This is a genomic window from Tepidisphaeraceae bacterium (assembly GCA_035998445.1).
GTDB lineage: Bacteria > Planctomycetota > Phycisphaerae > Tepidisphaerales > Tepidisphaeraceae > DASYHQ01.
The window spans coordinates 1-12340 of the sequence record DASYHQ010000049.1; the positions used below are offsets into that span (position 1 = coordinate 1).

General features: G+C 64.0%; 8 protein-coding genes. 4 read left to right on the plus strand and 4 right to left on the minus strand.

What is annotated here, in order from left to right:
* Window positions 1-2856, minus strand: a 2856-nt coding sequence (locus VGN72_18065; GenBank protein ID HEV7301275.1) for a hypothetical protein, incomplete at its 3' end; no start/stop codon positions are given.
* A gap of 306 nt (window positions 2857-3162) precedes the next feature.
* Between VGN72_18065 and VGN72_18070 the strand changes: the two genes are divergently transcribed.
* From VGN72_18070 to VGN72_18080, 3 genes are all read left to right on the plus strand, one after another.
* A complete protein-coding gene (locus VGN72_18070; GenBank protein ID HEV7301276.1) occupies window positions 3163-4116 on the plus strand; it encodes a glycosyltransferase in 954 nt (317 codons plus the stop codon).
* Window positions 4117-4272: 156 nt separating this feature from the next.
* Entirely contained in the window at window positions 4273-4710 is a 438-nt protein-coding gene (locus VGN72_18075) for a fatty acid desaturase (GenBank protein ID HEV7301277.1), read from the plus strand.
* A 43-nt stretch (window positions 4711-4753) separates the two neighbouring features.
* The gene (locus tag VGN72_18080; GenBank protein HEV7301278.1) at window positions 4754-5554 is read left to right on the plus strand and encodes a hypothetical protein; all 801 of its coding nucleotides are present in this window, start codon (window positions 4754-4756) and stop codon (window positions 5552-5554) included.
* Window positions 5555-5956: 402 nt separating this feature from the next.
* Here the strand turns inward: VGN72_18080 and VGN72_18085 are convergent, their stop codons facing one another.
* The 3 genes from VGN72_18085 to VGN72_18095 all read right to left on the minus strand — a co-directional run bounded on the left by VGN72_18085 (window position 5957) and on the right by VGN72_18095 (window position 11008).
* On the minus strand, window positions 5957-8917 hold the full coding sequence (locus VGN72_18085; GenBank protein HEV7301279.1) for a glycosyl hydrolase family 28-related protein: 2961 nt from the start codon (window positions 8915-8917) through the stop codon (window positions 5957-5959).
* Window positions 8918-9275: 358 nt separating this feature from the next.
* Window positions 9276-9998, minus strand: coding sequence for a prepilin-type N-terminal cleavage/methylation domain-containing protein (locus tag VGN72_18090; GenBank protein ID HEV7301280.1), 723 nt, complete (start codon window positions 9996-9998; stop codon window positions 9276-9278).
* 56 nt (window positions 9999-10054) lie between these two features.
* Window positions 10055-11008, minus strand: coding sequence for a PEP-CTERM sorting domain-containing protein (locus VGN72_18095; GenBank protein ID HEV7301281.1), 954 nt, complete (start codon window positions 11006-11008; stop codon window positions 10055-10057).
* 264 nt (window positions 11009-11272) lie between these two features.
* On the opposite strand from VGN72_18095, the gene VGN72_18100 reads away from it, so the two are divergent.
* Entirely contained in the window at window positions 11273-12289 is a 1017-nt protein-coding gene (locus VGN72_18100) for a LacI family DNA-binding transcriptional regulator (GenBank protein ID HEV7301282.1), read from the plus strand.
* The last annotated feature ends 51 nt before the right edge of the window (window positions 12290-12340 follow it).

The following is a 12340-nucleotide window of genomic DNA, read 5'->3' on the forward strand; positions in this document are numbered from 1 at the left end:
GGCGGCGGTGCGGGTGACGGTCCACTGGGCCGACGAGCCGCTGCCGGCGAAGTCCGCGTAGCCGCTGCCGGTGTAGCCGGCGTGCTGCGAGGACTTGGCCGTCCCGCCACCCAGCGTCGCGTCCTCCGCCTGCAGGACGACCGGCGCGGCAGGGTCGTCGTCGATCTCGGTAGCGGTGATCTCCAAGGGCACCGCAATCTCAGTTGAGGAGAATCGGAACGTTGCGCTATCCGAGGTCAGGTCTGCATCCTGCGCAGCGCGGATCGCCACGGTCTGCGGCACGTTCCAATTGTCGGGGGTGAACGTGATCGGCAGCGACGCCTCTAGCTGCAGATCCGGGTCCGAACCGGGAAAAGTCGCAGCGCTCACCGCCACGTTCCACCACGGACGACGATTGAGCGAAAGCGAGAATTGCGCGGTGGCCCCTTCCGGCACCGCGAGGGTTCCGCTGGCTGGCGTTGCAACAAGGGCCAGCGGCTGCGATTTGACCATAAAATCGGCACCCGTAAGGACCTGACCCGGAGCAACCGTCACCGTGAGCAGTCCGAACGCGGCGGGCGAAGTTTGCACGTAGTCGCCCGTGGGTCTGAACAATCCAATCCGATGCGTTCCCGCGGGCAGCGACGCGAACGTGTAGGAGCCATCCGTCCATGCTGACGTGCCCGATTGCAGATCGCCGGCGTCGAACCGATCGTTGTAGTTTCGGTCGATGTAGACCACCGCGCCATTCACCTTCGTATCTTCGCCAGCGTCGCGGTTGCCGTTTCCGTTCGTGTCAACGAATACTACGCCGCTGATCATCGTCAATTCGTCTCGATACAGGACCTCCTTCTGGGTGACGTTGCTGACCGCGTCGAGGGCATCTGTGGCTTGCACGTAGAACGTGTTGATGCCACCGGTCAAGGCCGAATGCGGCACTTGCGTCTCGTAGACATTGCTGCTCGAGCTGGCTGGCGTCGTCTGCTGCGAGATGAAGCCGTCTCCGCCCGCCCCGAGTTGCAGGCCAAGCGTGCCATTGCTCTCCTTGTAGAAGCGAACGGCACTGACCGCGCTTCCCGACGCGCCAGGAGTTGCCGACGCGCGAAGCGAGACCGTTTGGCCCGGCGAGACCGCAAATTGGCTGGGCATCAGGCCGCCGACGACGGGACCTAAGGTTGTGGCGAACGTTACGTTCACGACGTGCGTCCCGTTGATTTGGATCTCGTATGCGGCCTGCCACTGGTTCGTACTGTAGAAGGGCTGCGCCTGCACCTCACCAGCAGGAACGACCTGACGCAGTCGGTAGGATCCGCTCGGCAAACCGTCAAGCCGGAAGCCATCGCCATTCGTGGTCACCCGCCGCTCGTCTTCATCCAAGACGCTGTTGTTGTTGCGGTCGATATAGACGACCCGCCCTGCGGTGTTCACCCCGCTGACCTGCACGACTCCCTGAATCGCCCCACCGCCCATCGGCAGCACGGCGGACGACTCGGAGGTAACGCCACCGCCACCCGCCGCGTCCAGCAGGCTGGCCGTCGCCTCGATGGCGCCGCCGTCGCTGCGGTCTACGTTCAGAGGGATCTCGAACGACGCGTTGCCACTGGCATCGGTCGTGATGCTGGCGGTGCCGACGGGCTCACCGCGCCAACCGCTGCCCACGCGGTAGACGTCGAGCACGAGCGAGGTCGAGGGCAATCCGTGGTACGTGCCAACCGCCGTCGGACTGGTCAGAGTGCCACCGAATCCGGTCAAGACCGGCGCGTTCAGCAGATCGTTGGCCCCGGCGTCGGCGTCGTACGGGTCGTTTGCGTCAGGTCCAGGTGCGCCAAGGTCGATGTTGAGTGTCCGCAGGGTCGGGGGGTGCTGGTTCGAATGGAGGAAGTTGCCCCGTGCCAGAACGTGAGTTGACGCGTCGGACGGCCCGACCGCAATCCCGCCGGCGCCCGCAAAGGCGATCTCGTTGCCGGTGATGTTAACGGGCGACGGCGTGCCGCCACTGTTCGTGACGACGACGCCCGCGCTGCCCGCGCCGAGCGGTTCGCCGTTCACGCCCGGGCCGATCCGGTTGTTCAGGATTGCCACCGGGAGGTTGTAGTACCCGCCCAATATACGAATCCCGCTTTGCACGTTACCGGAGATGAGGTTCCCGCCCTGCGCATAGCCATCGGGTGCACCGATCGTCACTCCGCCGTTGGAGAGCGAGATGCCGACCTGGTTCGGGACCGCATCGGTGCCGGAGGCGTTCATGCCGATGTAGTTACCTTGGATCTGGATGCCCTCAGCCGAACCGGTGCCGAAGGCGATGCCGGTCGAGTTGCCCGAGATCACGTTGCGCGCTGCGGCGACCGTGCCGCCAATCGTGTGCTGCGTGCCCCAGAGGAACACGCCATATGCACTCCCTGCCGCGGCGTCCCCCGCGAGGTTCGTGCCAATGTAATTGCCTTCGACGCGCATGCCGACGCCGTTGATGAACACGCCAATGCCGCGGAACCGATTGATCGCCAGCCCCCGCACGACGGTGGCATCCGTGCCAACCGAGCCGCCGAACAACCGAAGCCCGCTCGCCGACTGGGTGATGAGCTCCCCCGATATCTCAATCAGCGGCTTCCCCGCGAAGCCAGGCTGCGTCGTTCCATCGATGGTGACGGCAGACCCAACGTCCGGCAACGCGCTCAGCGGCCTGATCGTAGCGGCACCGCCGTCACCGATGGCAAAGTGGATCGCGTCGGCGCCCGGGGTGCTGTTGGCGTCTAGGATCGCTTGTCGCAACGAGCCCACGCCACTGTCCGCGACCGTGCTGACGACGAAGTTCGTCAGGAGTTGGCGCGATTCCAGAGTCTCCACCGTACATCCGGTCCGGCCGAGTGCATTCGTCATGTTTTACTCTGAATGAATTGGCAACACTGAGACGGGCCCCCTGCTCAAGACCCAGCGGCAGCCATTACAATCGGTCGCCGACGACGCTGTCAAGGAACTTCCATGAGACGAATCCTCATCGCCAGCCACAGCCCGACGCTCACGACGGGATACGGCCGCGTCACACGCGAGTTTATCGCGGCGTTATCTGGGGCCGGCTTCTCGGTCTATGCCGTCGGTGCGGGTTATGACGGTGCGCCTCACGCGGAGGGCATCCCAATCATGCCCGCGACGCTCCCGGGGCTGACGACCGCGATCGGACGTGCCGTGGAAGAAGTGGCGCCACAGGTGGTCCTGACGATCGGCGATCCGTGGATGTTCGACGACATGCCGGCCGTACGACGGGCACATCCGTTTTCCCGTTGGCTCGCCTGCTTCCCCATCGACTCCGTTCCCATTCCGGATCTGTGGAAAGCATGGATGTGTTCGGCCGACGGAGTGATGGTCTTCAGCCGATACGCGGCGGACGCCGTCCGATCACAAGCTAGTGTGGATGCCATCATTCTTCCGCACGGCGTTGATACCGCAAGGTTCTTCCCTGCCGACCCGATCGTCGCGAAGGCACGCGTGGGGGTAAGCGATAAGTTCGTCGTTGGCACGGTCGCAGCAAATCAGCGGCGCAAGAATCTGCCGGCCCTCTTCGACGCCTTCGCCCGGTTCGCGCGCGGCAAGGATGACGTGGTGCTGTACCTGCACACGCCGATCGTTGGCGAGCTCGATCTGCAGCCGCTGATCGAACGGTTCGGCATCACCGAGATCACGCGCGCGACAGTGCACTACGACGCACTTCACGGCCTGAGCGACGTCGGTTTGGCGACGGTCTACAACAGCTTCGACGTCTTCGCGCTTCCGACCATGGCTGAAGGCTTCGGGCTACCCATCCTCGAAAGCCAAGCATGCGGCGTGCCGGCGCTGGCCACTGACTGCTCGTCCTGCAGCGAACTATTGCCCCACCCGCTGCAGCGTATCCGCGTGCGCGGTACAGAGATGCATGCCAACGGCATGGTACGGTCGCTGATCGATGAGGCCGACCTCGCAGATCGGCTAGATCTGCTTTACCAGGACCGGGCGACGCGTGACGAACTGGCTCGCCGGTCCTTGCGGTTTGCCACCGCGTGCCAGTGGAAGATACTCCTGGCACCAATGATTGATCTCGTCGCGTCGTTGAGCAGCACACCGTTCGACCGGACCGTCACCAGCTCGAGGCACGACGTGCTATGACATCACTTCGCTCCCGCACTCCGCACTCCGGACACCGCTCCGGCGTGGCACGAAGATCGTAGCCGCATTGTCGGCACACCCCCCGCCGCCACGCCGCGCCGCCCCATCCGCCAGCGGTTGACGCACGACGACGACATCGAGGGCGCGGCCGTGAAGATGTCTTTTGCACGGACGCTGCTGGAGGGCGTGATCTTTCAGCCTCGCATCATGGTGTGGGCGCTGCGGCACAAGCATCAGTTGCGGTACTTGGTGGCGATCGAAGTGACGATGGCGCTGGTCCTGCTCGTGACCTGCATCGCAACGCTGCCTTGGACGCCGGTCCTCCCGGTGTACGCGGTGCTGATGGTCATGGGCGGCTGGGTGATCCCACTGGTCACGTCCTACCTGCCGCATAACCCTGACGGTCCGACGGCACTGCTGCAGACGAAGTTGTTTCGCGGCAAGCTCGCTTCGATCGTCGCGATGGAGCACCTTTATCACCTCGAGCACCACCTGTACCCCATGGTGCCGCATCACAACTGGCCGGAACTGGCGCGGCGGCTGGACCCGGTCTTCAAGTCAGCCGGACTGCGACCGATCGTGCTCGGCTTCTAGCGATAGCCGCCCCTCGTCAGATTACCGGTTATGATCCTTGTGCATGACGGCAGCGGTCGATGATCAGCGGGGGTTCCTGGCGGCGCTCGTGGGCGATGGTCGGCCACTCCTGACGTTGACCGGCCTGGCGCTCGTTCTCTCCGGCACCTTCGCAATCTTCCAGTCGGCCACCGGCCACTTCCTGCCGCAGGACGTGCAGTACCTCGGCATGACCAGCGAGGCGCTATGCAGCATGAACCAGTGCCGCATCGTCCACTTCATGTTCCACGACCGGGTTAGCTTCGGCGGCGTTCTGGTCGCGCTCGGTTCGCTGTACATGTGGCTTGCCGAGTTCCCGCTGCGTCATGGCGAGCCGTGGGCGTGGTGGCTGTTCGTCCTGACCGGCCTCGCCGGCTTTGGCAGCTTCCTCGCCTACCTCGGTTACGGCTACCTGGACCAGTGGCACTTGGCCGCCACGCTCGCCCTGCTGCCGGTCTACATCGTGGGCCTGTTCCGCTCGCATTGCCTTATCTCACGTCTCACGACGACTTCTCCGAGGTGCTTGGGCAGGCACGAAATCGATGTGGTGTGGAGGTCAACGTACATCGCCCACGACCGTGCCGGCTTCGGTGGCGGGCTGCTGAGTGCCGGCATCGCGGTGCTGTTCTGCATCTGGTGCAGCCGGCCGAGCCGCAGCCTCTGGCAGGTGCTGCTGTGGGCGGGGTCGGTCGGCTTCGCGACGGCGATCGCCATCCATCCGGTCATCGGCTACACGAGCTTTACCCACCCGGCGCCCGCCGTCGCAGTGGCACTGCTGTTCCTCTTGGGCATGTCGCTGTGCTACAAACGCATGATGGCCCCCTGAGGAGGATGCTAGCCGCTGTACTTTCCGCACCCCGTCCCACACGCCCCCCGATCCCGGCACGGTTGTTAACTGGTGACCGGAAATAGAGCGGAGAATCCGAGAGTTCTTGGCCAGGGGAGGCCGGAACGGTCGGACGCGGCCTTCGTGCGTCGCTCTCTCCCCTTCTTAGCTGAGAGCGTCCAACTCGAAAACATTGGAAAACCAGCCCGAAAACGAGCGAACCCTGTTAACTGGAATTAACAGGGTTCGCGGTAAATGCCTAGGCATGCAGTGTCACCGCATTGGTGCCGTAGCCAATCTACAGGGTCTCACCGCCGTCGGTGCCGGCGGATCTCCATTTGTGTAAACTGTGTCAACAATCCGTGCCTTCGCCAGCTTTTCATTGATGAAACAGGGTTATGGCTACAGAACGGGTTCCAGTTCGACTTTGTCCGTCTGCACGAGACACCCTCCACTGGCGGCCCCGAGGTCGGATACCATGAGCCGCACGTAGACGGTTCTATTGGCGCTGGTGCTTATGGAGCCGGCGGTCAGGCGCTGAAAGGACGGACTGGCGCTGTAGAGGTCCAGCGGCGCGCCGACGTTCGTGTAGGGGCCGTTGAGCGAGGTCGCCACCGCGACCTGAACGATCGGCGCATTGGGACGTCGCTTGAACGTCACCTTCAGGGTGAAATCGCCGGGCGGCACCCCGTTAACGGCGTACGTCACGTAGTCGCCCACCCCCGTGGCGGCGTAGTTGCTCGTGTAGCCCAGAGACGCCTGCGCATCGGCGAACTCGCCGTGCGTCGCTCCACCACTGGCCGTGGGGCGGGCGCTGGTTTCGGTGCGGACGAGGGTCGCCCCACCGCGGTAGAGCGCGACGTTCTTACCCCCACCGCGGCCAGGCAGGCTGCTGGCAATGAGGTTGGCGTACGTCGAACCGTCGCGCGACTCGCGGAAGTGGGTGTACCAGTCGAACGTGCCCGAGTTGGTGCCGCTCGGCGGGTACGCGAGCGAGCCGTAACTTATGGACACGTATCCCTGGTTGTTGACGAACGCCGGTGGCGACGAGGCGGTCGGACCCTGTCCAACCACCCCCTTGAAGTTCGGGAACTGCAGGCCGCCCAGCACCTCGCTGCGGCCGAAGTTCTGCGTCTGGAGCACGGTCGTGGGGTGCTCGATCTTCAGGCCAAGGATCCAGAGGTTGGCGCCGTCGTTCGTGATCTTCACCGCCTGGCTCCCCTCGGGGTTGAGGCTGCGCGCCCACACGTTCTGTCCGCGCCGGAAGGTCATGCCGCTGATGGCGGCGTCCTCGAAGTAAACGTCGCCGGCGTTGGCGGTCGGCAGGTAGGCCTGCGTGGCGGCCTGCGTGAAGACGAGCAGCCCGGTGAACACGAGCGGGCGTGCGGTGTCGTGCAGGAAGCCCTGCGCCCCGGCGGTCGTCAGCGTGTCTATGTGAAGCCGCAGTTGCGCGCGGTCCACGATGACCGGCTCTGCCGTCGCGCCCATGAATTTCAGGAACGGCGCCGGGCTCGTGGCATTGGTGAAGATGCTGCCGGTGGTGGCCGCCGCGATCGTCGCGTGGTCGAAGACGATCTTGCGGACGGTCGCGGGCACCGTCAGGGTGGTGCTGATGCGGTACCAGGCCCATCCCTTGAAGTAGACGACCGGCTTGCCCGAGTTCAACGCCGACTGAATGGCCGCCGTGTCATCGCCACCGCTGGGCGCGCCCACGTAGGCCCAGTCGCTGGCGACGTTCAGGTTCTCGTACTCGGGCGTCTCGTTGACGGGCAGGTTGAGCGACGTGCCGGGCGCGTCGGGGAAGTTCTTGGCGACGGCATGCGAGACGAACTCGCCGACGTTGCCGGTACGGGTGGTCGTCACGCCGGCGACCGTGCTGCTGATCGACGTGCCGTACCCACCAAAGGTCGTGTTGCGGATGAACAGGGCCGAGGCGTCCGGGCTGCTGATGGCCGTGGTGCCGGCGGCACCTCCGGTGAAGCTGGAGTCGACCAAGACGACGTTCCCCTGGCGGATGTTGTTGGTGGCGTTGCGCGTGAAGGTGAGTCCGGGCACCGAGTTGATGCTGCGCAGGTCGCGGAACGACCAGGTCGGCCCGCAGCCAGGGCTGTTGATCGCAGTGGTCATTTGGCCGCGAAGCGTCACGTGCTCGAAGTTCATGTTGCTGTACATCGAGTAGGCGGGCCCCTGTATGCCGTACTGAAACCCGGTGATCAGCACGTCCTTCACGAGGCCTGGGCCATTGTCGTCGCGGGCCATGCGCAGGCCTGCGAAGCCCGCGGCGCCGTCGGACAGGATGTTCACGTCCCGCAGCTGCCCCTCGTTGCTCGTCTGGTAGCTGATGCCAACGGCCCCAGTGTTACCGCTGCCCATGTGGATCGAGAGGTCACGTGCGCCGTTGAGGAAGGCCATGTTCCCGGCCCCGTTCACGTCGCTGTACTTGTGGATGCTGTCCGAACTGGCGGTGTACAGGACAGCATTGGGAGACCATGTCGCAGGGTCTTCGTCGGGCGTGGACGTGAACGTGTTGTTGGCCAGCTTCACGACCGTATTGCCACGGCTCTCGCCCTGCAGGACGATGTAGCCGCGCCACCCGCCCCAGGAGGTCGTGTCGGGCACGAGTTGGTTGGTGGCGCTGTCGACCTTGTACGTGCGCCATTCCAGCTGCTTGCTGACCTTGTAGGTACCGTCGGGCAGGTAGACGACCTTGCTGGCCACGGTGTTGGCGTTGCCGGCCACAGAGCTGATCGCCTGTTGAATGGCGGCCCAGTCATCGGCGATGCCGTCGCCGACCGCGCCGAAGTCCTTCACGTTCACCTGGTTCAGGTTCGCGGGAAAGACCCGTCGCCCGCTGTAAAAGTTCGCCTGCGGTACGACCTCGTACGTTCCGGCCGCCATTCCCGGACGGTTCCACTCCAGGCGCAGGGTGCCGGAGGCCGTGTTGTCGTAGTACTCGACGCGCAGCTGATACTTCCGTCCCGCCGCCAGCGCGATGCTGCCGGAGTCGTAACGGGGGCCGTGATCGTTCCACGCATTGATGACGAGCTGCCCATCGACCCAGACCCGCACGCCGTCGTCGCTGTAGGTGCGGAACGTGTACGTGGATGAGCCGGTCCCGTGTAGCGTCTCCACCTCACCCGTGAAGCGAGCCGACCACGTGTCCGAGTCGCCGGTTGCCATGGCTGCGGGCCTACCACCGCCCCACGCACCATCGGCGATGGACGTACCACCAAGGTTGACGACGATCGCCGGGTGCGGCACCCCCTGAACCTCGCGCGCCTGCGTGACGTTCGCTCCATCATAATAGACCACCGACAACCCGTCGCCCGCGAGCAGCACGCGGGGTTCAAGGGCATCGACCATCGCACGGCGAACACGGACATTTGGAGAGACCATGGAGGACCTCAAGAGTTGAAAGGGGGACAGACATCAACGACGCAGAAATGACCCAATGCTGAGCGCGGCGCGGCTGGCACCAATCGGAATGGATATTGGAAACGAACGCTCGATTGAGTTTGGTTACGATCGAACTCTGTGTCACACAAACAGACCGAGGCCAAACGATAGAAGCAATTATCCGGGCATTATGATGACTGCCAGTTCGGTAGCGGACGCTTAAGTTCCGCACGGGCCGACGCGCACGCTGTCAACGGAAATGTTCGTACAATCTTCAACGGCATCGCGCATCCCGCGGCACGGCAACAGCGCGCGCGATTAGCGATTAATCAACACCGTACTTGAGCGTCAACAAGTAGATCGCCGCGTAGTCGGCTTCCAACCGGAGTTGCGGCACGCGTTCGGCGTGCCCGTCGAGAAACAGGAAGTTGCCGCCGCGCTGGTGGCGGTTCTCCAACGCGGGGAAGGACGTCGCCGTGTCGTACGGCGGGCCGGAGCGGTACCAGAAGGGATTGGTCACGCTGTTCATCTGCGCGTACGGGTAAGCCGAGCGGATCGTGTCCCAGAGGATCGTCCGCTGCGCCGGACGCTTGAATCGCGACACGCGCGGCCAGGGTGGCGTCGGGTTCTCCGTGCGGGCACAGATGTAGGACCGACCGTTGAAGTTTGGCAGCGACGAGCGGTTGTCGGCAGGGCACGACCAGATCGTACTGCGGCTGGGGTCGGGCCCGGTGCCGCTGACGTACGGGCGAAAGTACAGACCGGTAAACGACCCGGCGAACGCATTACCGTCGGCCCCGACCGCCCCCTCATAGCTCGGTTGCGGCCCGCCCCACGGCAACGCGCCGTTGAATCGCGTCGCGTACAGGTTGATGGCCAAGCCGAACTGCCGAAGGTTCGACGCGCAAACCACCGTCTGCGCCGCCGCTCGCGCCTTGCTCAGGGTCGGCAGCAAGATCGCGATCAACAACGCGATGATCCCGCTGACGACGAGGAGTTCCACCAACGTGAACCCGGCTGCCCTGCTGGGGCGAACGGTTTGCATCATGGTCATTCCTCCGGCAATTCATCGGCTCGAGCCACGCCCCCTTCTCGGCCTTGCGCTTACGCGTTGGGCCGACGACGCAGCGCCAACATGGCAAGGCCCACGCCAGCCAGAGCCACGACCGTGGGTTCAGGAACCGCGGTGATGGCGGCGAAAGTGCTGGGGGTGGCATCGTAAAGGCGGAACGCGTCGAAATCCTGCAGGCGCTCGTTGCTGGTGGTGTTGACCTTGCCGAAGTTAAAGTTCGGCACGCTGAAGCTAGACGCCTCGTTCGTGAAGTTGATGCTCGTGGTGCCGCGCAGGGCCGGGTTGCTGGAGGTCAGGTCGCTCGTGTCGATTGCGGTGTTGCCCTCGACGATGAAGAGATGCCCCGTGGTGTTGCCCGCCGCACCGTCATTCGTGTAGAGCACGGCCACGTGATAGAGCGTGTTGGCTGCGATCGTGAACGCCTCGGGCGCACGCACCTTCAGGGCGCCACCGCTGGTGATGACGTCGACCTGAAGTGCCGTGTCTTGGCTGCCCGAGTCGCTATTGACGATGAGCCGAGCGCCGTTGCCACTGCTCGAACCCGCATCGATCACGCGAAGCGTGTTCACCGACGTGGTGGTACCGTTCACCGCGATGTCCGATCGCAGGAAGAAATCGAATCCCCCTTTCATCACCCGCTGCCCGCCGATCTGCGTGGTCAGGACCGACAGCGAGTTACCTGCGCTGGGCGCGAGGTTCGCGACCTGCACCGCTTGCGGGTTCTGCGCGTTGTTAACGGGCGATATCGTGCGCAGGAACCTGTTACCCTCCGGACCAAAAGTGGGAGAGGTCTCGATGGTCGTCCGATTGCTGGTCGTCGCAATAGTGGCGGTGCCGCCCGTCACACCTTGTATGGTGCCGTCCGAGGTCGCGCTGTCGAAGTCAACCGAATAAACGATCGCCGCATTAGCGCTAGACACCAAAGTCGCCGCCATCGTGATTCCCGCAACGATGGCCCCGAAACGCTTCTTGCTGACCTTACACATTGCTTCCTCCTAGACGATCCCAGAATTGGGAGCCGTCGAAATGTTCCGTGAAAAAACCAGAGCCGCAAGGGATCCACGAACCTGCTTGCCCAATCTAAGCGCTTATAATGCACCATAAACGCTTGTAAAGCAAATCCTTTCCGGAGAACTGTTGTGCCGACCTAGAAATAGGGTCGCGTCTGCTACCTCGCCGCGATGGTGAGAGTTAAAATTGGGATTGTGGTTGCTTTACAAGCGTTTATATGAGATATATTGCGCCATACCATGGCAGTCACCCTCGCCGACATCGCAGCACGAAGTGGTCTTTCGACCTTCACTGTCAGTAACGTGCTCGGTACGCGTCCGCACCTGTTCAAGCCCGAGACACGCGAGCGCGTCTGGGCGGCGGCGCGGGAGCTGGGGTATCGGCCCAACAGCGCTGCCAAAGCGATCGCCACCGGGCGGTTTAATTGCATTTCGCTGCTGATGAGCCCGATGCCCAACCGCAGCTCGCTGAACTCCGAGGCGATGCGCGGCGTGCACGACGTGGTCGCCGAGCGAGGTAATCACCTCAACATCACCTGGTTGCCCGACGAACTGCTGACGAGCTCGACCTTCATCCCGAAGATTCTCAAAGAAACGATGGCCGACGGCCTATTGATCAACTACTTCCAGGAGATCCCCAAGGCGCTGGTGGGCCTCGTGGACGTCAACCGGATCCCGTCGATCTGGATCAATTCGAAGCAAGGTGGCGACTGCGTGTGCCCCGCCGACGTGGCTGGCGCCGAAATGGCGACGCGGCGGTTCATCGAGCAGGGGCACCGAGACATCGTGCTGCTGGATTGCTCGACGTCCACCCACTACAGCGCCGTCGACCGCGCCACCGGCTATGCGAACGCCATGACCAGCGCCAGCCTGAAGCCCCGGCTCGTGCGCGCCGCGGAGACCGTGCCGCTGCCCGACCGCACCGCGTACATTCGCGCCTGGCTGGCGCGCGAGCCGGTGCCGACGGCAATCCTCTGCTACTCGGAGACGAGCGCGCACCCGCTGATGATGGCGCTGTGCGCCCAGGGCCTGCGCGTGCCGCAGGACGTGTCGGTGATGACGTTCCACTACTCGCCGGCCGACTCGACCGGCATCGCGATCGACACGGTCATCGTGCCCGACGTGGAGGTGGCCCGCCGCGGCGCGCAGATGCTGATGAAGAAGATCGAGGAGCCGAAAGTTCGGCTGCCCGAGCAGACGGTATCGTGCGGCTTCGCCGAGGGCGTCACCTGTGCTCCGCCACGGGCCGATCGATAAATCGGGCGGTGATGACCTATCGTTCGAGGCCGCGTTCGGCAGCGACGGTAG

Excerpts from the sequence above, each read along its gene's own strand:
- VGN72_18100 (HEV7301282.1), top strand. The coding sequence starts at position 11,273 with ATGGCAGTCACCCTCGCCGACATCGCAGCACGAAGTGGTCTTTCGACC.
- VGN72_18085 (HEV7301279.1), bottom strand. The coding sequence starts at position 8,917 with ATGGTCGATGCCCTTGAACCCCGCGTGCTGCTCGCGGGCGACGGGTTG.
- VGN72_18080 (HEV7301278.1), top strand. The coding sequence starts at position 4,754 with ATGACGGCAGCGGTCGATGATCAGCGGGGGTTCCTGGCGGCGCTCGTG.
- VGN72_18075 (HEV7301277.1), top strand. The coding sequence starts at position 4,273 with ATGTCTTTTGCACGGACGCTGCTGGAGGGCGTGATCTTTCAGCCTCGC.
- VGN72_18090 (HEV7301280.1), bottom strand. The coding sequence starts at position 9,998 with ATGATGCAAACCGTTCGCCCCAGCAGGGCAGCCGGGTTCACGTTGGTG.
- VGN72_18095 (HEV7301281.1), bottom strand. The coding sequence starts at position 11,008 with ATGTGTAAGGTCAGCAAGAAGCGTTTCGGGGCCATCGTTGCGGGAATC.